Annotated in this window: 20 protein-coding genes; 11 read left to right on the top strand and 9 right to left on the bottom strand. The window is 36.2% G+C overall.

All coding sequences use genetic code 11. The features are described from left to right. Positions 1 to 144: 144 nt before the first annotated feature. On the bottom strand, positions 145 to 1,830 hold the full coding sequence (gene ilvD / locus STA7437_RS12550) for a dihydroxy-acid dehydratase (RefSeq protein ID WP_015193759.1): 1,686 nt from the start codon (positions 1,828 to 1,830) through the stop codon (positions 145 to 147). 600 nt (positions 1,831 to 2,430) lie between these two features. On the opposite strand from ilvD, the gene STA7437_RS12555 reads away from it, so the two are divergent. From STA7437_RS12555 to tsaE, 4 genes are all read left to right on the top strand, one after another. Beyond that, positions 2,431 to 3,321, top strand: coding sequence for a hypothetical protein (locus STA7437_RS12555; protein ID WP_015193760.1), 891 nt, complete (start codon positions 2,431 to 2,433; stop codon positions 3,319 to 3,321). 552 nt (positions 3,322 to 3,873) lie between these two features. Next, on the top strand, positions 3,874 to 4,659 hold the full coding sequence (gene aqpZ / locus STA7437_RS12560; protein WP_015193761.1) for an aquaporin Z: 786 nt from the start codon (positions 3,874 to 3,876) through the stop codon (positions 4,657 to 4,659). Between the two features lie 232 nt (positions 4,660 to 4,891). Further along, the gene (locus tag STA7437_RS12565) at positions 4,892 to 6,271 is read left to right on the top strand and encodes a gluconeogenesis factor YvcK family protein (RefSeq protein ID WP_015193762.1); all 1,380 of its coding nucleotides are present in this window, start codon (positions 4,892 to 4,894) and stop codon (positions 6,269 to 6,271) included. 365 nt (positions 6,272 to 6,636) lie between these two features. Beyond that, complete coding sequence (tsaE, locus tag STA7437_RS12570) at positions 6,637 to 7,110, top strand: tRNA (adenosine(37)-N6)-threonylcarbamoyltransferase complex ATPase subunit type 1 TsaE (protein WP_015193763.1); 474 nt, start codon at positions 6,637 to 6,639, stop codon at positions 7,108 to 7,110. 92 nt (positions 7,111 to 7,202) lie between these two features. Here tsaE and petG read toward each other — a convergent pair whose 3' ends face one another. Beyond that, positions 7,203 to 7,319: a cytochrome b6-f complex subunit V gene (gene petG, locus STA7437_RS12575; protein ID WP_015193764.1), complete on the bottom strand. Its 117-nt coding sequence runs from the start codon at positions 7,317 to 7,319 to the stop codon at positions 7,203 to 7,205. Positions 7,320 to 7,510: 191 nt separating this feature from the next. Here petG and STA7437_RS12580 point away from each other — a divergent pair, with 191 nt between their 5' ends. Beyond that, the gene (locus STA7437_RS12580) at positions 7,511 to 7,885 is read left to right on the top strand and encodes a c-type cytochrome (protein ID WP_015193765.1); all 375 of its coding nucleotides are present in this window, start codon (positions 7,511 to 7,513) and stop codon (positions 7,883 to 7,885) included. A 13-nt stretch (positions 7,886 to 7,898) separates the two neighbouring features. On the opposite strand, the gene STA7437_RS12585 is transcribed toward STA7437_RS12580, so the two are convergent. The 4 genes from STA7437_RS12585 to STA7437_RS12600 form a co-directional block, all read right to left on the bottom strand. Further along, entirely contained in the window at positions 7,899 to 8,150 is a 252-nt protein-coding gene (locus STA7437_RS12585) for a hypothetical protein (protein WP_015193766.1), read from the bottom strand. Positions 8,151 to 8,308: 158 nt separating this feature from the next. Further along, positions 8,309 to 9,352 carry a Fe(3+) ABC transporter substrate-binding protein gene (locus STA7437_RS12590; protein ID WP_041619392.1) on the bottom strand — a complete coding sequence of 348 codons (1,044 nt, stop codon included), beginning with the start codon at positions 9,350 to 9,352 and terminating at the stop codon, positions 8,309 to 8,311. Positions 9,353 to 9,637: 285 nt separating this feature from the next. Further along, positions 9,638 to 10,309 carry a 7-cyano-7-deazaguanine synthase QueC gene (gene queC, locus STA7437_RS12595; RefSeq protein WP_015193768.1) on the bottom strand — a complete coding sequence of 224 codons (672 nt, stop codon included), beginning with the start codon at positions 10,307 to 10,309 and terminating at the stop codon, positions 9,638 to 9,640. Further along, complete coding sequence (locus tag STA7437_RS12600; RefSeq protein ID WP_015193769.1) at positions 10,306 to 10,908, bottom strand: 7-carboxy-7-deazaguanine synthase QueE; 603 nt, start codon at positions 10,906 to 10,908, stop codon at positions 10,306 to 10,308. The genes queC and STA7437_RS12600 overlap by 4 nt, the downstream gene beginning before the upstream one ends. Positions 10,909 to 11,084: 176 nt before the next feature. Here STA7437_RS12600 and STA7437_RS12605 point away from each other — a divergent pair, with 176 nt between their 5' ends. Next, entirely contained in the window at positions 11,085 to 12,998 is a 1,914-nt protein-coding gene (locus tag STA7437_RS12605; RefSeq protein ID WP_015193770.1) for a fumarate reductase/succinate dehydrogenase flavoprotein subunit, read from the top strand. A gap of 118 nt (positions 12,999 to 13,116) precedes the next feature. Here the strand turns inward: STA7437_RS12605 and STA7437_RS12610 are convergent, their stop codons facing one another. Continuing rightward, the gene (locus tag STA7437_RS12610) at positions 13,117 to 14,511 is read right to left on the bottom strand and encodes a M10 family metallopeptidase (RefSeq protein ID WP_015193771.1); all 1,395 of its coding nucleotides are present in this window, start codon (positions 14,509 to 14,511) and stop codon (positions 13,117 to 13,119) included. A gap of 260 nt (positions 14,512 to 14,771) precedes the next feature. On the opposite strand from STA7437_RS12610, the gene STA7437_RS12615 reads away from it, so the two are divergent. Further along, entirely contained in the window at positions 14,772 to 16,718 is a 1,947-nt protein-coding gene (locus tag STA7437_RS12615) for an alpha-amylase family glycosyl hydrolase (RefSeq protein ID WP_015193772.1), read from the top strand. A gap of 163 nt (positions 16,719 to 16,881) precedes the next feature. Here the strand turns inward: STA7437_RS12615 and STA7437_RS12620 are convergent, their stop codons facing one another. After that, complete coding sequence (locus STA7437_RS12620) at positions 16,882 to 17,307, bottom strand: DUF29 family protein (protein ID WP_015193773.1); 426 nt, start codon at positions 17,305 to 17,307, stop codon at positions 16,882 to 16,884. A 44-nt stretch (positions 17,308 to 17,351) separates the two neighbouring features. Between STA7437_RS12620 and STA7437_RS12625 the strand changes: the two genes are divergently transcribed. The 4 genes from STA7437_RS12625 to STA7437_RS12640 all read left to right on the top strand — a co-directional run bounded on the left by STA7437_RS12625 (position 17,352) and on the right by STA7437_RS12640 (position 20,950). Continuing rightward, positions 17,352 to 17,735, top strand: coding sequence for a DoxX family protein (locus STA7437_RS12625; protein ID WP_015193774.1), 384 nt, complete (start codon positions 17,352 to 17,354; stop codon positions 17,733 to 17,735). 124 nt (positions 17,736 to 17,859) lie between these two features. Then, on the top strand, positions 17,860 to 19,074 hold the full coding sequence (locus STA7437_RS12630; RefSeq protein ID WP_015193775.1) for a cation:proton antiporter: 1,215 nt from the start codon (positions 17,860 to 17,862) through the stop codon (positions 19,072 to 19,074). 27 nt (positions 19,075 to 19,101) lie between these two features. Next, positions 19,102 to 20,424, top strand: a complete 1,323-nt coding sequence (locus STA7437_RS12635) for a mechanosensitive ion channel family protein (RefSeq protein WP_015193776.1) — start codon at positions 19,102 to 19,104, stop codon at positions 20,422 to 20,424. A 136-nt stretch (positions 20,425 to 20,560) separates the two neighbouring features. Further along, the gene (locus STA7437_RS12640) at positions 20,561 to 20,950 is read left to right on the top strand and encodes a response regulator (RefSeq protein ID WP_015193777.1); all 390 of its coding nucleotides are present in this window, start codon (positions 20,561 to 20,563) and stop codon (positions 20,948 to 20,950) included. 250 nt (positions 20,951 to 21,200) lie between these two features. Here STA7437_RS12640 and STA7437_RS12645 read toward each other — a convergent pair whose 3' ends face one another. Continuing rightward, a complete protein-coding gene (locus STA7437_RS12645; RefSeq protein WP_015193778.1) occupies positions 21,201 to 22,430 on the bottom strand; it encodes a lysophospholipid acyltransferase family protein in 1,230 nt (409 codons plus the stop codon). Positions 22,431 to 22,512 lie beyond the last annotated feature (82 nt).

Consider the following 22,512-nt stretch of genomic DNA (forward strand, 5'->3'; position numbering starts at 1 on the left):
GCAGTTTTCAATTATTTCTTTACATCTATAGCCAAAAAATACTGTAAAAAACAAAAGTCTAAATATATTTTTTAATAAAAAAAAGCTGAAAAGTATCTCTTTGTAAGAGTTTATTCTCAGCTTTGATGAAGAGTTAGAGTTTGCTTATAAGATATTATGGTCAGTCACTGCACCTAAACTACTAGAAGAAACTAATTTTGCATATTTTGCTAGCACACCTCTGGTATAGCGGGGTTGAGGAGGCTGCCAAGCTGCTCTACGTTTGAGTAATTCTTCCTCAGCAACATTAAGTTGTAGAAGTTTGTGATGAGCATCAATAGTAATACTATCTCCCTCTTGAACTAGGGCAATCGTACCACCCACGGCTGCTTCAGGAGCAACGTGACCAACTACCATACCATAAGTACCACCAGAAAAACGTCCATCGGTAATTAAACCAACACAATCACCCAAACCAGCACCAATAATTGCTGAAGTCGGGGCAAGCATTTCTCGCATACCAGGACCGCCTCTAGGGCCTTCGTAGCGGACAACAATGATATCTCCTGGGTTAATTTTGCCAGCCAAAATGGCATCTAAACATTCTTCTTCCGATTCAAAAACTCTGGCAGGCCCTGTAATTTGAGGATTTTTAACACCACTAATTTTTGCTACAGACCCTTCTGTCGCTAGATTTCCTTTTAATACAGCTAAATGCCCTTCTTTATATACGGGATTTTCCCAAGGACGAATTACATCTTGATTAGCTGGAGGTGTATCGGTTACATCTGCTAAAACTTCGGCAACAGTTTGTCCTGTAATTGTTAGTGCATCCCCGTGTAATAAACCATGAACTAATAACATCTTCATGACTTGAGGAATACCACCAGCATTATGTAAATCGACAGTGACATATTTACCAGAAGGTTTGAGGTCGCAAATTACAGGTACACGCTTGCGAATTGTTTCAAAATCATCCAAGGTTAGAGGAACACCAATTGTATTTGCGATCGCTAGTAAATGTAATACGGCATTAGTCGAACCACCTACCGCCATAATTACTGAAATAGCATTTTCAAAGGCTTGACGGGTTAAAATTTGGCTGGGAAGAATTTGCTTACGAATGGCTTCTACTAAAACAAAAGCTGATTTTTCGGTACTATCTGCTTTTTCTGCATCTTCGGCTGCCATAGTTGAAGAATAGGGTAAACTCATCCCCATTGCTTCAAAAGCGGAAGACATGGTGTTAGCTGTAAACATCCCACCACAAGAACCAGCCCCAGGACAAGCATTTCGTTCAATTGCTAGAAGTTCTTCTCGATCAATCTTACCTGCACTATATTGCCCTACCGCTTCAAAAGCACTGACAACAGTTAAATCTTGTCCGTTGTATTTACCTGGTTTAATCGTACCGCCATAAACAAAGATACCAGGAATATTCATTCTTGCGATCGCAATCATTGCCCCAGGCATATTTTTATCGCAACCACCAATTGCTAAAACTCCATCCATGCTTTGTCCATTGCAAGCGGTTTCAATCGAGTCGGCAATTACATCACGAGATACCAAGGAATATTTCATTCCTTCTGTTCCCATCGAAATTCCGTCACTAATGGTGATAGTCCCAAACATCTGAGCCATTGCACCAGCTTGAAACAAAGCTTGTTCTGCTCGCTGTGCTAAGGAATTAATCCCCATATTACAAGGGGTAATAGTACTATAGCCGTTGGCAAGTCCGACAATAGGTTTAGTAAAGTCATCATCTCCAAAACCCACAGCCCGTAACATGGCTCGGTTTGGCGATCGCTGTTCACCTTTCGTAACGACTTGGCTTCTACGATTATCTGGCATCGCTCTCTTGCTCCTTGTGATGAGATAGTCTGTTGAGGGCAAATCTTATCCTACCTAGATGTTGAACTAATTTACCACTATCTTTTAAATCTGCTGCTAAACATTGAATCAGTAAGATAACTTTAGATAATAGTTCATAGTTGATCAACCAGCAACATAAAACTATGAGGTTGAACTTTAACTCATTTAATAAAAAACAGTGGTTTCAAAAATCAAATTTTTTTCTTTGAGTTTTTACTTTTGAAATCAAGATTAAGTTAAGGCTTTATTTGTAAATTAAATATTAATTTTATAGCTGTCTTTTTAATAACTTCAAATTTAATTTGAGCAAATCTTAATTATTTGCTTATTAAGTCACCTTTACATAAAGATTCAATAAAGAAAAATATATTTGTAGCCAAATAATTTTTATCTTAACTCCTGATTAGATAACTATATTTTGTTTTTTAAAAAATTTAGCGAAAATGTAAACTTATTTTTTTGAAAAGATATTATATAATTTTTTGATATTAGTTAAAAATTTGCTGCATAATTGATTAATAATTTATCTATTTAGATTATATTAAATTAATTCAAATGCTAATTAAATACATTAAACTTATGCCAAGTATCAAAATATCAAGCAAAACTTGCCTATTAACGATTATTTCCCTTGGTAGTACCTTTGTGGGTACTTTATCAGTCCAAGCTGCTACCTTCTCTTCGGCACAAAATAGTTTATTTTTAAATAACTTTAATATTTCCCCATTTAATCCTACAGCCCAAAGCGAGCGCAATGCTGTGGCTATTTCTGGTGATGCTACCGCGATAGTCAATAGTAACGCCGATGGAATTCAAAATTTTGTCATTGATAATCAAAATATTAATAGCCCTGTTGCTTTTTTAAATACTAACTTTCAAACTAATGCTACTGGAGAAGGTCTAAAATATTTTGGTCAAGCAACAACTTTTTCAGAAGCGACTGGAAACTTTTTCATTGCTGCTAATCAAGTTTTGAGTTTTGATTTTCAACTATCTTTAAATATTAATAATGCAGTTGATAGTTGGTTAGATGGTAGTGTTGCTACTTTTAGTGGTATATCTTTTTCTTTGTTTGATAGTGCTAATGAAGGATTTTTAGGGGGAGTAAGAGTCTTAGGAAATTTAACTACCAATTTAGCCCAAGACTTTAATAATGATTTTCTTGACCCGAGAGCAACTTCTAATATTAGTATTACCAACTTTTTTATCGATAATTCTTTTGGAAATAATCAAGAATTTGGTCAAATCATTGTAGCTGGTAGATATCAAAATTTCTTTGCTAATCCAACTCAAGTTAAGTTAGTTGCTACTACAAGTAATCAATCTTGTATTCAAGCTCCAAAAACTATTAATCCTTGTCAAAAAGTTCCCGAATCAGATAATACGGTGGCTTTAATTGTTGGTTTTTTGGGATTAGGTTTTTCTTCCCAATTAATGAAAAAAAATAGGATTTGTAGAAGCTTAATTTAAAATTAGAAATTACTGTGTTTGAGAATTAATTAACCAGGTTAAAGTCGCTTAATATAAGCGATAAAGAAACTCAAAAACATTCTAATCTTACTGTTGAATTTGATTTAAGGGAAAGAGCTTGCGTTTAAATTAACCTTTTTATTTAGTTTATTTTAAATAAGCTATATTTACCGACTGAATTATATATTAAGAAAGTTAAATTACTCCGTAATTTTTCACAAAATATATTTAGAAATGATCAAAATCTCAATATTAACATATTTATTTTGATAAAACCGAAAAAACACCTTTACAGAGATGTTTTAAATACATTATATTGTCGAGCAGTAGGTATAGACATTGAGCGACTAAAAATTTTGCTATCAACAAATAACAAATAACATATATTGTTTTTTTATCTTTTTTTAATTAAATAATAACCATAAAATAGTACAAAAATACGATCAATTAAAAGTTTATTAAAAAATAATCAAATTTAGCTAAAAATTTTATTTTATACGGTAATATTTGGGTCAAAATAACTAATCTTTATTAACTAAAATATACAGACATATGAAAAAATATGTTGCAGAATTTATCGGAACTTTTTGGTTAGTTCTTGGTGGTTGTGGCAGTGCGGTACTTGCTGCTGTATTTACTTCTGATGCTAATATTATCGGACAAGAGGTTTATTATCCCCTAGGTATTAGTTTTGTTGGCGTTTCTTTAGCCTTTGGATTGACTGTACTAACGATGGCTTATGCAATTGGTCATATTTCTGGTTGTCACCTTAATCCGGCTGTTTCCTTTGGCTTATGGGCAGGTAAACGATTTTCTGGTAGAGAATTACTTCCTTACATTGTGGCTCAAGTGCTTGGAGCTATTCTAGGAGGAGCTATTATTTGGTTGATTGCTAGTGGCAATCCTGAGTTTAGTTTAGAAGGCTCTAATCCTATGGCGACTAATGGTTACGGAGCGCACTCTCCTGGAGGTTATTCGTTATTAAGCTGTCTGATTACAGAAGTGGTCATGACATTTATGTTTTTAATGATTATCTTAGGTTCAACAGACCGTCGTGCGCCTGCTGGTTTTGCACCTGTGGCGATTGGTTTAGGATTAACTTTGATTCACTTAATTAGTATTCCTGTAACCAACACCTCAGTCAATCCTGCTCGTAGTACGGGAGTTGCTTTATTTGCTGGCACAGAGTTAATTGCTCAATTGTGGTTGTTTTGGTTTGCACCTATTCTCGGCGCACTTTTAGCAGGATGGTGTTATCATGCTGTTTTTGCTGAAGCAAGAGCCGAACAAGATGCAGCAGATGCGATGAGCGATCGCGAATTTGAACAGATCTCTTAGTTTTTTTGAAACAAGATAAAAAGATTCATAGTTTAAAGCGATCGCCTGATTAGTTAGAGCGATCGCTTTTTGGATGATAGTAGTAACGATCAGTCTAAAATGTTCGTAATATATTGCGAGAAATTCATAATTTTTAATTATTAATCGTCTTTACTGTCGTTTTAGCCAAGATGGTTTATGTTTATGGTAATTCTTTCCTGACTGGTCAGCCTAAAGCTTGGTTCAAGTATCAATGCATAAACTCTCTTCTCGGCACAAAAAAACTACTCCTAGAGTCAACCAATGGTTTAAATGGCTATCACCAGGATTATTTATCAAACGTTGGCTGTTGATTAGTGCTAGTGGTTTAGCGATCGCGGTTTTAGGTGTAGCAATCTGGGTTAAACTCACTCCAATTTATCGTTTGTTAGAGTTTGTTTCGGGCTTATTAGAGAATATCACAACCATTTTACCTAACTACATCTCTGGACCTCTAGCCATAGGAGCAGGATTATTTTTAGTTTTTTGGGGACAATCTCGTACTGTTGGTTCAATTAGCGAAGTTTTTAAAGTAGATCAAGAAGAAGTATTAGTCGATATGCTTCTTAATCGTCGTCGTTTAAATCGAGGACCTAAAATAGTAACAATTGGCGGTGGAACGGGTCTTTCTACTTTGTTGAGAGGCTTAAAACAGTATAGTAGTAATATTACCGCGATCGTAACTGTAGCTGATGATGGTGGTTCTTCAGGTAGACTAAGACGAGAAATTGGGGTGTTACCCCCTGGTGATTTACGCAATTGTTTAGCAGCTTTAGCCGATGAAGAAAAACTTCTCACCGAATTGTTTCAATATCGTTTTCGGGCTGGAGATGGTTTAATTGGTCATAGTTTTGGCAATCTATTTCTGACTGCGATGAGCGAAATTACAGGAGATTTAGAGCAAGCAGTGGCAGCTAGTTCTCAAGTTTTAGCTATCAGAGGTAAAGTATTGCCCGCTACTTTAAGTGATGTGCGGTTATGGGCAGAATTTGAAGACGGTAGAATTATCGAAGGAGAATCTAATATTCCTCAAGCTGGCGGAAAAATAGTTAATCTTGGCTGTATTCCTGCCAATCCCCCTGCTTTACCCGCAGCAATTAAAGCAATTCGCGAAGCTGACTATATTATTATTGGTCCTGGTAGTCTTTATACTAGTATTATTCCTAATTTATTAGTTCCTGAAATCAGTCAAGCGATCGCAGAAGCTAATGTACCTCGGATTTATGTTTGTAATATTATGACTCAGCCAGGAGAAACCGAAGGTTATACTGTTGCCGATCATATTCGTGCCATTGATCGCATTTCAAATCAAAAATTATTTGATGCGGTTTTAGTACATAAAAAACCCCCCTCTCCTCAATCATTGCAAAAATATGCCCTAGAAAATTCTCATCCTGTATTTGTAGATCGAGAAGATGTTGGTAATTTAGGTCGTCGGATTGTCTTAGCCAATGTTATGGATGAAGATGAAGAAACTGGCTATGTCCGTCATAATTCCAATCGTTTAGCTAAAGTCTTACTACGTTGGTATACTGGCAAATGGCAACCAAAAATATCAATTGCCGGAAAAATTGTGAAAAAATTTGAGAGGTAAAGGGATAAACAAAATAAAGACGAAAGTTTAGTTATAACTATAAGACTGTCGAATTTATTTAGAATAATTAGTAGGTTTTGGTTATCCTGGTTCTTAAATACAACTCAAACCTGATTTATTTTGCTATCCCAACTACAATTACTTGGCTTAGTTTTAATAATATCAATTGAATATTAAGTTAATGTAATTTTAAAGCAGTACAATATAAAATTTAGATGAACTTTTAAGGATTGTTGAAACAATCTATTAGCTCAATTGACTATAGCGGTTCTCAGATTAATGAAATACAGTTCATTTCCCTGGTTGAGCGTTCATAGTTGATAGTTGATATATATTTATAAATAAAATTTTAGATAAAATTGTTAATGATCATCAATCTGCCTAACTTTCATAAAACTCAAGATTTAGGGATTTTGTTAGGTCAATTTTTACCAGCAGGAACAACGATTTTATTGCAAGGAGAAATTGGTGCTGGAAAAACTACTCTCATTCAAGGAATTGGCAAAGGCTTAAAGATAGAAACTTCTATTGTCAGTCCTACTTTTACTTTAGTCAATGAATATCACGAAGGTCGTTTACCGCTATATCATTTAGACTTATATCGTTTACAACCGACTGAAGTTGCTGCTATTTATCCAGAGACTTATTGGGAAGGCATTGAAGTTCCCCTAGGAATTACTGCCATTGAATGGGCGCAACATTTACCCTATCAACCAGCTAGTTATTTAGAGATTAACCTGAGCTATACCGCTAACCAAACTCGTCAAGCTGAAATTTTTGCTAGAGGAGAAGTACAATTAGCTCTCAATTTTCTAGAACAATTGCAAACTGAGGCTTAATCCAGTAAGTTTGAATAATAAAAAAAAATAATGGCGTGAGCGAAATGCCCACACTATTATCTTATATAAGAAACAATCTCTTCTTTTGAGAATTAATCGATTCCTAGTTGATTGCCTCTTTTGTACTGCATATATGCAGCAAAAAATAAGCCGGCTAAAGTAATGGTAATCAGACCTAAAACAATCCCTAGTAGTAACGGTTCAATCACAGCAATCTCTCCTTGAGATAAAAAATTATGTGTCTGAATATATCCTACTTGACTAGTAGCTTTAGTTCTAGCCTCAACTGAGAGAAGATTTTGCTCAAGATTTTTTACGATTTGTCTAGTCTGGCTGTCAAATCTTAAGCTATTTTATGAATTGAAACAAAATTATAAGTAAATACATTTATCAAAAATCAGTGGATAACCAGTTACTTCAACCACAAATTTTAATTAAGCGAATCATGATTCCCACTATGCTCGTAGTCTTAATCGGATTAATTACCATTCTGGGTCTATATTGGCATCGAATTTCTGATCCTTACATCATTGAAGTTTTAGCTCTTCAAGGCGATGTAGCACAGGGATATGCTATTTTTCAAATTAATTGTGCTGGCTGTCATGGCATTGAAGGTGATGGTATTGTTGGCCCTAGTTTAAAAAATGTTCCTAAGCGAAAATCTAAAATAGATTTAATTGAGCAGGTAATTAGTGGAAAAACTCCACCTATGCCCAAATTTCAACCCAGTACACAAGAAATGGCAGATTTATTAACCTATTTAGAACAGTTATAAACCAAAATTTCGTTTAAAATCGCTCTACACTGCCTAAAAAGACTGGTTCAACCCGAATAGCAACTATACTGCTTGGGCGTACAACCATATATTCTCCTTGAATATTTTTGATCGGAACATTAATAAAATCCTGTGAATCAGATTTGGGGACAAGTTCGGTACTGTACCATTTTTGAAATTCTTGTACAGTACTAAAGCGAACTTCTTCTTTGTGTCCGTTATTGAGCAAAATATAAATAGAATATTCGTCTGGTTTTCTGGGCATAAAATTGATGATCAGGTTAAATTAGGCAAACTGAACCTACAGTTCACGGTTTTGAGGTAGGCTCGAACCTGTGTCCTCAATTTTATAATTCCCAGAACTTCTGACAGACTATCAAAAATTAATTGAGAAATTTAAAAGCAAATTGTGCTTTCCAAACTTTATTTCCAGCCAGCACGATCCATAATTTGAACTGCTAAAGCGTTATTTTGACCGTACACTGCTACGTTAGTAGTATCTGCTTTAAAATCTCCAAAACCAGCCACGATTGGATCAATAGTAGTTCCTTCTACCACAGGATATTCATTGTTGCCCTGGGCAAAAAACTCTTGCGCACTAGGACTGACTAGATATTCTAAAAATTTGACTCCATTATCTTTATTCGGTGCATATCTAGTTAAACCGCCACCGCTTATATTAACATGAGTTCCGCGATCGCTTTGATTGGGGAAAAATACACCTACTTTTTCAAAAATAGCTTGGGATTTACGGCTATTATCCTTACCTAATCGAGCAAGATAATAGGTATTAGCTACAGCAATATCGCCTAAACCTGCTGCTATTGCTTCGATTTGGTCTGTATCTCCTCCTTGGGGTGGTCGAGCCAGATTAGCTACTATTCCTCTACACCATTCTTCGGTTTGTTGTTCGCCGTGAGCATCTATTAAAGATGCAACTAAGGATTGATTATAAATATTGCTAGAAGAACGAATTAAAAGTTTTCCTTGCCATTTAGGATCGGCTAAATCTTCGTAAGTAGATAATTGAGTAGGATCGACTCTATCTTTGTTATACATGATCACCCGCGCTCGCTTGGAAAAACCAAACCAAAGATTATTGGGATGACGTAAGCTAGCAGGAATATTATTAGTTAAAGTTTGAGAGGTTACGGGCGCAAAAAGACCCGCTTGTTCTGCTCGCCAGAGACGACCAGCATCAACTGTAATGAGGATATCTGCTGGACTGTTTTGTCCTTCACTGGTAATTCTTTCAATTAATTCGTCGTCTTTGCCTTCAATAAGATTGACTTTTATTCCTGTTTGCTGAGTAAAACCTTCGTATAATTGAGCGTCTGTGTTGTAGTGACGAGAAGAGTAGATATTGACTGAGTTGGTTTGAGTTATGCCTGATTTAACTCTAATTACTTGACTAAAACCGACCGCTGCACCCGCCCCTAGAAACATTCGTCGTGAAAATTTGTTCATCTATTTAACTCTGTCTAAACTGAATCAGATTTGGTTATTTATCATACAATTTATGCAAGTAATTCTCAATAGATATAAATTGAGCTAATTAGGGTTAATTAAAAAGAAAAACAAGTTTATTCAAGTAAGTAATAATCAAAAAGCATTTTTTAGCTTTAAATGAATATTTATTAAGAACTAAGCTGCAATTTGTCCTTTTATGTTTTTGATTTCAGCAAAATCCTTAGCAATAAATACCTAATAATTTGCTTACTAAATTTACTTGATTATTAGAATTATTTGCAATTAAAGCTGCCGACTAGCTAGATCGGGTCGACCAACCTCAATTAAAGCGCGATCGCGTATACGGCAAGAATCGCATAAACCACAGGGTTGTTCTCCTCCCTGATAACAAGACCAAGTAACTTCGATAGGAACTCCTAACTTCAAGGCACGACGAACGATATCGACTTTAGAATCTTGAACGAGAGGGGCAATCAGTTGAGGTGCTTTGCCCTCTACACCAACTTTAGAAGAAAGATTAGCTAAGTTTTGATAAGCTGCTAAATATTCAGGACGACAATCGGGATAACCAGAATAATCTACGGCATTGATACCTAGATAGATTGCTGTAGCACCTTTAGCCTCTGCCAAAGCAAGAGCGATCGCAATAAAAACTGTATTTCTGCCTGGTACATAGGTAGAAGGAATGATATTTGGGTCTACTCCAGTTTGAGGCAAGTCAATTGATTGATCCGTGAGCGATGAACCACCCCACTGAGATAAATTAATATCAACAATAAAATGCTCTTTGATCTGCAAAAGTTGAGCAATTTGTTTAGCTGCTGATAATTCTTTGGCGTGACGCTGCCCATATCTAAAGGAAAGTGCGATCGCTTCAAAGCCTTCATTAATAGCGATCGCTGCTGTGGTAGCAGAATCTAAACCTCCAGAAAGTAACACAACTGCTTTGGTCATCGAACTTCTAATAATTTGTGAGTTTGCAAACTAATACGCCATTGAGGATGTTTTAAGATATATTCAAAGATTAAATCTTTACTGCTGGGTGTATTCCATTCTGGTTGTAAATATTTTAAGGTTTCAGGAGATACTAAACTAGCTTGTTGCTCTGCCCAAATCAAATCTTCTGATTTTGCTATTACTACTTTAAGTTCACTGACGTGAGAATAAACACTTTGATGAGGAGGTTTAAACTGTTTTGGGGAAAAAGTTACCCAATCAAAATCCCCACTGAAAGGATGTGCGCCAGAAGTTTCCAGATGAACTCTGATGCCCAAACTTTTAATAGCTGCCGTTAGAGGATAGAGATTGTGCATTAACGGTTCACCACCAGTAATAACCGCGATCGCAGGATGAGCGTTTCGGACTTCCTCAGCTAAATCTTGAACTTGACGTTGAGGATGACGTTTCGCATTCCACGATTGTTTAGTATCGCACCAAAAACAACCAACATCACAACCTCCTAAACGAATAAAAAAAGCATTTACTCCCGTCCATGCACCTTCTCCTTGTACAGAATGAAAGGTTTCGACGATGGGATAGGTAACAGTGTCCATATTTGTTTATCAATCTCCAGAAGCAAATCCTTTACTTCCCTTGTCTTTAGTTTTGATCGAGATAAAAGGCCGACAATTCCACTCAACCAGTTTTCTCTGTAAAAAGTAGGATTATGTCAAAGCTAGCAAAAAAATCCTACACTAATAGCTGTGTCGCATCTAAAATTTAATTTCTAATGATACTTGACCCCCAAATTCCCCCTGGTAGACTACAAGATAAATGGGATTACTATAAAGACCACTGCAAATTAGTTAGTCCAGCCAATAAGCGCAAATACAATATCTTAATTGTTGGCACAGGTTTAGCTGGTGCGTCTGCTGCTGCTACACTAGCGGAATTGGGTTATAACGTCAAAAGCTTCTGTATCCATGATTCTCCTCGTCGCGCCCATAGCATTGCTGCCCAAGGGGGTATCAACGCTGCCAAAAATTATCCTAATGATGGGGATACAATTTGGCGATTGTTTTACGACACGATTAAAGGTGGTGACTATCGTTCCCGTGAAGCAAATGTTTATCGTCTAGCACAGATTAGTAACCAGATTATCGATCAATGTGTAGCCCAGGGAGTTCCTTTTGCGAGAGAATATGGAGGTTTACTGGCTAATCGTTCTTTTGGTGGGGCGCAAGTTTCGCGAACTTTTTATGCGAGAGGACAAACGGGGCAACAATTATTATTAGGTGCTTATAGTGCCATGTCTCGTCAAATTGCTGCTGGCAAAATTGAGATGTATACCCGTCGGGAAATGTTGGATTTAGTAGTTATAGACGGGAAAGCTAGAGGCATTATTGTTCGTAATTTAATTACAGGAACTATTGAACGCTATAGCGGTGATGCAGTTTTACTATGTACTGGTGGTTATAGCAATGTTTATTATCTTTCTACTAACGCCAGAAATTCTAATGTAACTGCTGCTTGGCGTTGTTATAAACGAGGAGCTTTATTTGCTAATCCTTGTTTTACTCAGATTCATCCTACTTGTATTCCTGTTTCTGGAGAATATCAATCGAAGTTAACTCTAATGAGTGAGGGATTGAGAAATGATGGTAGAGTTTGGGTACCAAAACAACCAGGCGATCGCCGTCGTCCAGATCAAATTCCTGAGTCAGAAAGAGATTATTTTTTAGAACAGAAATATCCGTCGTTTGGTAATCTTGTTCCTCGTGATGTTGCTTCTCGTAATGCTAAACAAATGACTGATGCCGGCAAAGGAGTAGGGGAAACTGGTTTAGCAGTTTATTTAGATTTTCGTGATGCTATTAATAAATTAGGCAGGGATACTATTGTTGAACGTTATGATAATCTTTTTCAGATGTATCAGCGAATCACTGGAGAAAATCCCTATCAAGTACCGATGCGAATTTATCCTGCCGTTCACTACACTATGGGTGGTTTGTGGGTAGATTACAATTTGATGAGTACTATCCCTGGCTTACACGTTTTGGGAGAAGCAAATTTTTCCGATCATGGTGCTAATCGTCTTGGGGCTAGTGCTTTGATGCAGGGTTTAGCAGATGGTTATTTTATCATTCCTTATACTTTAGGTAATTATTTAGCAACTAATGATTTGATTCCCATCGATACTACTCACCCCGCTTTTGAAGAAGCAGAAACAGCAGTAAATAATAATATTGACAAGCTGATTAGTATTCAGGGTGATAAAACCGTGATGGAATTTCATCGCCAATTGGGTAAATTGCTCTGGGATTATGTAGGGATGTCTCGTCATCGTGCAGGATTGAAAGAAGTCATTAATGCGATCGCTTCTCTGAGGAAAGAATATTGGCAAAATGTTAAAATTCCGAGTGATAGTCATACTCTTAATAAAAATCTTGAATTTGCAGGTAGAGTAGCAGATTTTCTCGAATTAGGCGAATTAATGGCAAGAGATGCCCTTGATCGGGAAGAGTCTTGTGGCGGACATTTTCGTGAAGAATATCAAACTTCTGAAGGAGAAGCAAAGCGGGATGATGAAGATTTTGCTTATGTGGCTGCTTGGGAATATCAAGGAACTAATCAATCTCCTGTAATGCATCAAGAAAAATTGCATTTTGAAAATGTGCAGTTGACTCAGCGTAGTTATAAATAGTTTGTTGAATCAGAATCCTGTTGAATAGCTATGAAAGAAAGTAATAAGTAATAAAATTGATTTGAGTCGTAAATTTTTTTTAGTAATTAAACAGACTTGATTTTAGTAATAAATCACTTTAGACAAACAAAAATCCTTGACTTGGTAAAGAACTTGCTAAAGAAGCAGCATTTTCGATTAAAGCAATAGTATCTGTACCATAACTAATCAAAACATCTTGTTGATCGACTTGTACCATATAATCACTAGCACTACCAAAAACTTGTAATTTATCTCCCTCTGCGAGGCTAAAGTCAGTGATTGTGGCATAGCCATTATCTTGATAATAGCTTTCCAAATTATCACCCAATACAAATAGATCTGCTCCTAAACCTCCAGTAAGAGTATCATATTCACCTACGCCTGAATCATATACATCTGGATTTGAACCAGTCAGGGTATCGTTACCCGAACCAGCACTAAGGCGATCGCTTTTTTCTAAACCTGTTAACTTATTATTAGCACTATTACCAATAATTAGATCTTCTCCTTCTCCACCAATCGCATTTTCAATTGTGACACCATGAGCGATCGTAGCACCACCATAAATACCAGTTACTTTAGAAAGATAACCTCCTGCATTAGAACCGACTAAAGGTGCTTGATTGAGATTGATGGTAGCGTTAGCTGTAGCGGTTTGGGCGGTAATAGTATCAACTCCGCCAGCATCCCAAATGGTAAAATAATAAGTTCCAGCACCATTGACAACAGGTAATTCGTAGATATTGTTACCAGTGTTATAATCCATGTTTGCGCCATAAAGATATTGAACCGCAGCAATATCAAAAGCAGATGGTGTACCTTGATAACCATAGTTGTATCCTGGAGGAGGATCATTAACAAGACCATCGTTGTAAGACATGGTTGTCCAAATGCCTTGATTTAGTCCATCAGTTCCTGTATCATCATCGGAATCAACTCCAGGAAAAATTAAAGAGTTACCGCCATCATCGTGAGGATGAGCTAAACCTAGACCATGACCAAGTTCGTGGATTATGGTAACAAAACCGTAACCTCCTTGTTGTAAACCCGATTCATCCCAGCCTGTTCCTTCCCAGTTAAAGTAACCAATTCCCATTCCAGGTTCACCAGGTGGATTAAATCGACCTAGAGTGATAGTGCTGCTGTCATTATCAGAATCAAGTTGTTCACTATCAACTGAATAAAACTTTAGGGTGGCAGTTGAGGAGTTATTTGCAGTAGGAACAAAAGAAATATTTGCTACATTTGACCAAACTTGTAATCCTTTTTGAATCGCTTGAATTTCATAATTTAACCAAGAATCAGCTTGAGTAGCTATGTTGCCATAATTATCATCAAAAAATTCTGAACCTGGTTGTAAAAAAGAATAAGGAATTATTGTAGTCGAATTTGTTGTTGTAGTTGGGTTTGTCCAGTAATTTCCACCCCATAAAATACTATTGATATAAGAATTATTAGTAAAAGGTTTAGTTGCTACTCCGTTGTAAGGCATTGATGATGTTCCTTGCTCGATTTTTGTTATGTTTTTATACGTAAAAAGATCAAAGAATATGCTACAAGTAAAATTTAAGTAAGAATAGGTTAAACCGAAATAATTTTGCTAGAAAAGCTTAAGTAAATACTGAGCTAACCCCACCGACGCGATCGCTTTTTTTAAGATACAGTAACCGAATTTTAATCACTGATCTTTTTGTTATCTGAACAATTGAGTAAAATGCTCAATTATTCAATTATTTTTGTGATTAAATTTGTATGGTTTCTACCTCTTCCGATCAATTTTCTTCATCTCAGTCTTCGGTAACTAGTACTCAAGCGGAAGATGAACTAAATTTACTAGTTGATGAACATGAACATAAACCTGAACAAGAGCTAGATTTAGACTTTCTTTTTACTAGAGACATTGAATTTCGCCAAGAAACTATTTATTTTATTGTTGTTGATCGCTTTCATGATGGTGATCCTAATAATAGCGAAGGTCCTAATCCCGAACTTTATGACCCAAATCAGGAAGAATGGGGCAAATATTGGGGTGGTGACCTACAAGGCGTCATTGATAAGTTAGATTATCTTAAAAATCTCGGAGTTACGGCAATTTGGTTGACTCCTTTATTTGAACAAGTTGAAAGTTTATTTATTGAAAGTGCAGCTATTCACGGTTATTGGACAAAAGATTTTAAACGTTTCAATCCTCGCTTTATTGGGAAGGACGAAAATCCTTCTCTCAATGCTACTCAGGAGGCAAAAAATACTACTTTTGATCGCCTGATTGAAGAGTTGCACAAACGTAACATGAAGCTAATTCTGGATATTGTGTGCAATCATAGTACTCCCGATATTAGTGGAAACAAAGGCGAATTATACGATGATGGGGTAAAAATTGCCGATTTTAACGATGATAAGGATTTTTGGTATCACCACTATGGTGAAGTGACTAACTGGGAAGATGAATGGCAAGTACAAAACTGTGAATTATCGGGACTCGCTACTTTTAACGAAAATAATACCGAATATCGCAATTATATTAAATCAGCCATTAAACAATGGTTAGACCGAGGTGTAGACGCTTTAAGAGTTGATACTGTTAAACATATGCCAATTTGGTTTTGGCAAGAATTTAATGCAGATATTCTTAACCATAGACCAGATGTCTTTATTTTTGGAGAATGGATTTACAATAGCCCAGACGATCCTCAATCAGTTGAGTTTGCTAATAATTCTGGAATGACTATTCTGGATTTTGGTCTGTGTATGGCAATTCGTCAAGCTTTGGGTTCTTGGGAAGAAGCAGGTTTTCATCTGGTACAAGATGTCCTTGGTTTAGATTATCGTTATGACTGTGCGACTGAATTAATTACTTTTATCGATAACCACGATATGCACCGCTTCCAAACTTTAAATCCTGATCCAGAAGTGTTGAGGTTGGCAGTAGTTTTGTTAATGACTACTCGTGGTATCCCCTGTCTCTATTACGGAACGGAACAATATCTTCACAATGACACTAATGGAGATAATAATCCCTATGGTAATAACGATCCTTATAACCGTCCGATGATGGAAAATTGGGACACAGAAAGTGAATTGTATCGCGATATTCGTTTACTTTCTGGTTTGCGTCGTCTCAATCCTGCTGTATCTCTTGGCAGTCAATGGCAAAAATATATTACGCCTGATGTTTATTGTTATATTCGTCGTTATCGGGATTCTTTAGTTTTTGTAGCTTTGAATCGAGATGAGGCGGTAACTGTAGAGACTGTTGCTACAGAATTGCCCGATGGCGAACATACTTGTATTCTGACTCGTCGAAAATTTACGGTAGAAGATGGTGCGATTCACAATTTAGAATTAGAAGCACACGATGCCATTGTAATTAGTCATGTTGGAGAGAGAGTTAAGGGTCAAACTATTGTCCGCGTACAACTTAATGCAGTGGATACTCAACCAGGAGAAACTATTGTGGTAACGGGTAATTGTCCCGAACTCGGTAACTGGGATATCGGGAAAGCCTACCCTCTTGAATATATTAATCAAAATACCTGGTTTGGAGAAATTCCTTTTGAGGAAAGTGCAGGTAAACCAATTGTCTATAAATACGCTATGTGGCGTGAAGGACAATCTCCTGTGAGAGAAAACTTAGTCTGTCGTCGTTGGGTAGTTGCCGAAGAAGGTACTGTTAAATGGCGCGATCGCTGGGCAAGCTAATTTATTGGTGAAGGGGAAAAACTAAAGTAGTCGAATATCATTCTTATTGCGATCTCGGCGCAGCCGAGGCGCGTGCGCGATCGCAACTAAAGGGGATCAACAAGAAAGCCTAAGCGACTATCCATGGTTTTTCCCTCCCCTTCTCAATTATTGTAAGTTTAATTTAACTATTCATAATAGAGATCAAAGCGCGATCAAAGATTTCTTCACGGTTAATTAAAGTTTCCAATTCTTCTGGAGAATAACGTCCTTCTGCTACTTCCAAAGAAGCACTATCGATTGCATTTAAGTAAGCTTCTTCGAGAATTTCTTTTAATTCCTCTCGGTTGAGATAGTAACCTTTTGCTTTGCGCATCTTATTTTCCCGTTGAATTTCGCGAACACAATTGCGAATAGACACATCCCAGGAACGAGTGGTGCGTTTTTCCGCTTGTTGTTTGATTAAATGTAGCAATAAAATTACTGCATAACTACGAATAGTCTTGATAATACTTTTGCGACCCATTTCTTCTAGTTCTTCAACGATCGCTAAAGATCCTTTAAGATCACCTTTTAGAAGTAACTGTTTGAGTTCTAATAATTCTTCCATAACTGAGAATTGGTAAAAGAACTGTCTTTAATTATGCTTAAAAAATGAAATATTTACCTTTAACTGCTCGCGTTTGTCTTTGCTTAATTTTTCTCAAGGCTGGAATTAGCCATCTTTTAGGTTTTAATAATACCGTCCTAATGATGACTAACAAGGGTTTGCCTATTGCCAATATCTTGTTAATTTTTACAATTTTATTTCAATTATTGGGAGGTCTTTCTTTACTGTTAGGCTATCAAGTTAAGATTGGCTCGATACTATTAATTTTATTTTTAATTCCCACCACTCTGATATTTCACAATCCCATCGCTGACCCCAATGAGATCAATGATTTTCTCAAAAATATTGGTTTAATTGGTGGATTGTTGATGGTTATTTACGCTGGTGCTGGGGCTTTAAGTATCGACTCACGGCAAAAATCAAATTAAGCGATCGCATCCACAATTTGCTTATTGGTAATTTACGGTTTACTGATGTTCAAAAATCCAACTCAAAGCTGATTTGTAGTCATAACCAACAACGCTAGGCTTTAATTTATTTTAGAGCTAGAACATGGATTATTACATTCTTGATCTGCTAGTGATTGGTTTGCTGCTGCTAACTGTAACTCTCGGTTCTGGTTGGATTGCTCGTTTACCTTTGTCTTATGCACTAATTTATATAGTGGTAGGAATTAGTCTTGGTCCTTATGGCTTTAATCTAATTACTGTTCGACCCGATGCTGAATTTTTAGAAAGATTGACCGAATTTGTGGTGATTGTGTCGGTCTTTTGCTGCGGTTTAAAGATGAATCGTCCTCTCAACCTGAGAAATTGGCAAACTACGATAAGATTGATTGGTTGGTTAATGCCTTTCTCAATTTTTACTCTAGCTGCGATCGCACATTGGCTGTTAGGAATGAGTTGGGGTGCAGCTATTTTACTAGGAGCAATTTTAGCTCCTACCGATCCAGTTTTAGCTTCAGAAGTACAGTTGGCTAGTGTAAAAGATAAGGACGAATTGCGCTTTGCTTTAACTTCCGAGGGTGGATTAAACGATGCCTTAGCTTTTCCTTTTGTCTATTTTGGTCTTTATGCTTATAAAGATTCTAACTGGGACAATTGGTTTAAAAGTTGGGTAGCCGTAGATTTGCTTTGGGCGATCGCTGCTGGGATAGTTATGGGCATTATTGTCGCTAAAGCTGTGATTTGGTGCGATCGCAAATTACAAAAGCGACGACGAGCAGATGAGATCATGGAAGATTTTATCGCTCTTAGTACTATTTTACTAGCTTACTCTTTAACAGAATTAGTTAATGGCTATGGATTTCTGGCAGTATTTGTAGCTGGGGTAGTAGTACAAAGAACTTACTTCACCAATCAAGAGAAACGAATGGCACAACTAGAATTTACCGAACAACTAGAGAAATTACTAGAAATAACGGTGGTAGTGGTACTTGGAACTATGCTCTTGATCAACCCGATGATTAATTATGCCTGGCAATCAATCGCGATCGCTTTTTGCCTGTTTGTTTTGATTCGTCCTCTCGGAGTTTGGTTATTTAACCTTAATGGTTATTTACCTCGTCCTACTCAATATTTAATCGGTTGGTTTGGCATTCGTGGAATTGGCTCAATTTATTATTTAGCCTATGCTTTAGGAAAAGGTCTTAGTGGTAACACGGCTGAACAAATTTCTTGGATCACTTTTACCGTCATTACTATTTCAGTAATTATTCATGGAATTAGTGCATTGCCTTTAATGAATTGGTACGAAGGCAAAAATTAAAAGTTCAAAGCCTTGTCCTGAAAGATAATGATCAATTTTTCTTTACCAAAATTCAGGCGGTTTTCCAGTTTAATAGCCATCGGATTAATAATTACAACTGCTTCGGTGGCTTTAACTCAGGAAGAAGAAATACTAATACCGCCGAATAATACTCCAGTCGAAGCTATTCCTGGACTTTATTTTGCCGACGTTTTGGTTCGAGGTAGACCAATTTTTCAAATCGGGAGTTTACCTGAAATCAATGCCACTCAACGAGCAGAAATTATTAATCGTCGAATTGCCAGTGTTTTAACCCAATCTGATGTGGTAGAACAAGTTACAGTCAAGCCTGATAATCCTCGTCAAATTGCCACTTTACAACTTAACAATCGCGTCTTAATGACCGTAACTCAGCAAGATGCAGAAGATTTTGGCTTAGAAGTCGAAGATTTAGCTCAAAGATGGGCAAAACAACTCAATCAAGCTCTCAATCGACCTCCTTTAGCCATTGATGTCGGACAACGTCTTTATGAAACTGTTCGTCAACTGATACAAGATACAATCAATAATTTACCTTCTTTGGTTGGAGCAATTATTGTAATTGGGATTACCTGGAGTGCAGCTACTAGTGTTCGTTATCTTGCCTTTCGGTGGGCGCAGCGAACTGAAGGTGATTCTAGTACCGAAATATTAATTGGGAGATTGAGCTATGGCGGAGTTTGGTTGTTAGGGAGCGTAATTGCTTTAGGTGTGATGGGGTTAAATTTCGGAGCTTTACTAGGAGCATTGGGTTTAACCAGTGTCGCGATCGGTTTTAGTCTTAAAGATGTCTTGAGTAATTATATTTCTGGCATTATTTTACTATCTGCACGACCATTTAAAATTAACGACCAAGTTATTATTGGTGATTTTGAAGGAACAATTGCTCAAATTCAACTACGCGCCACAACGATGAAAACCTATGACGGGCGATTAGTTTATATTCCTAATCAAGAAGTGTTTCAAGCCAGCATTATCAATAATACTGCTTCACCTCGTCGTCGTAGTTCAGTAAAAGTAGGAATTGATTATGGTGAGGATATTGATACAGTCAAAAAAGTAATCAGAGAAGCAATTGATGAAATTCAAGAAGTTGAAGCTACTCCCGTACCTGATATTTTAGTTTGTGAATTAGCAGCTAGTACAGTTAATTTAGAAATTCGTTTTTGGGTTGATTCTCGACGTTCGGGTTTTTTAGCTACTACTTCCAAAGTAGCTCAAGCCGTTAAAGAAGCATTGGAGAAAGCAGACATTGATATGCCCACAGATATTTATACCTTGATTTTAAGAGAATTTCCCACTCAAATTCAGATTAAAAGTGAAGAAGGTTAAGCTTCAAAAAATAATTTGCTCAAGCTATAGATAGAGTAGAAAAAATTAGCCAAAAGAGAGAGGTTCACAAATTAGGTATAGAGTATTTTTAAAATAAGAAGCTAAATTAAATTACGAGTATAAAAGTGATAAGTTGATGTCTAAGTCAGTTTTAGTGGTAGATGATTATGCCGATATTCTCTACCTTTTTAAATTATCTTTAGAATCAGAAGGTTACGAAGTTAAGCAAGCTAGTAACGGAAAAGAAGCTTTGGCGATGGTTAAAGAAATTAATCCCGAGCTAGTAGTGCTAGATGTTATGATGCCTGATACAGATGGACTTGAAGTTACTCGCCAAATTCGCAGTCAACCGAGTTTATCTACTATGCCAATTCTACTTGTCTCTGCTAACTACGAGATTAGCCAAGACTGCGCCTACAACAATGGTGCTAATGATATTCTTTACAAACCTTTTCGTCTCGAAAAACTATTTGATAAAGTTAAAGGTTTGATTAAGTCTGAAAATATAGTATCGTTTAAGCAATAATTTTTGCGATCGCACAGTTAAGATAAAATTCGATTACCAAAATATACTTTTAGTTAAAGGTTGTCATTAGGTTCTGATACTTCTGTCTTTTACCCATTAACCTTCATACCAGGATATTATACTAAATCCGATTCTCAAAATACACTTATCGATTGGAAGTTTCAATTAGCTTAAAACCCTTCTGTCTCCTGCCTCTACACAACTTTTAAATGGTGTATACCAACAGGATTTAGTATTAACTGTATCTCATTTAATTGAGAAACTCTATATCAAGTTTTTTTTGTACTTCTTGCTGAATTTGAAACACGACATTATTAACAGTTTTAAGGCGTTCTTGTTGATAATCGTTAAAAAAATCTTTAAGATTTACAGGATTGCCGATCTTAACTATTGCCTGTCGAAATCCTTTAGGTTTAGGTTTATCAATATTAAAAACTTCTCGTTCCAATCTAATTAAAGTATCTAAAAATCTTTCTGATGTAGGATTTTCTGCGACATAACCATCATAAATTGCATCAAAGTTTAAAAGACGCTTAATAGATTTGTCAATTAAGTCTAAATTAAGAGCAGATTCAGTTTTTAGTAAATTAGATTCTGGATTTACTTCACTTGATTCTAATTGTTCAACTTTAGTTTTGAGAACATATTCCAGTTTATAAGTACGTTCTCTCACCATTTCATTAGGATTAGTAAGAATTCCCAGTTGCTGTTCACAATTTTCTATAATTTTAATTCTTAATTTTTTAATTCTTTCTTGCCAAGATTGATAATTTGTTTCAGTAGTGGCTAATCCATAATCCTGTTCAATTTTCACAATTACTTGTTCAGCAATTAATCTAAGTCTTTGATAAGAAGAAAAATGAGATTCTGGAATGATATTTAAAGCTTGTTCTAATTCTTCTAGAGTTTGCGCGATCGCTTTTTCCATATTTTGAGTATATTTATATTTAATACTAACAGGAACAACATACAAATCTGGTATTGTTTCCCCTTGTTTGGCTTTTTTTTCCATCGCTTTAAAAGCAAGTTGTACTGTACCAGATCTAAAAGGCATAACTGTATCATTCTGAAATGAACAACCTCCTTCAGGAAAAACTACCAAACGTGATTCAGGATTACTTAATAAAGCTAAAGTTTCTGTAATACTAGATCGATCTACTAATCCTCTCCGAATTGAATAAACACCCAATCTTTGAAAAAATCCTGCTAACCAACTGTTAAATAATTCGTATGCTGCTAAATAATGAAATTTTTCTTTTAATTTGGCAGACAAAACAAACATCACAATAGGGTCATGAAACGTAGGATGATTAGGAGTTAAAAGCAAAGTTTTATGTTGTAGGGATTTGATTTGATCTAGAGATTCAGAACCGATTACCAGTTCAAATTTATAAAACAATCGCGCACCATAAGGAGCAATTATTTGAACAAAACGAACTAATAAAGGGTTAAGTCGGGGTGGATAAAATAAAGGTTTCATCAATTATGATTGCTTGCTATGATTATCTCTTTCAAGAAAATCAATTATCTACAAATTAGGAAAAAATTGACGACTCAAATCA

This window comes from Stanieria cyanosphaera PCC 7437 (assembly GCF_000317575.1).
GTDB lineage: Bacteria > Cyanobacteriota > Cyanobacteriia > Cyanobacteriales > Xenococcaceae > Stanieria > Stanieria cyanosphaera.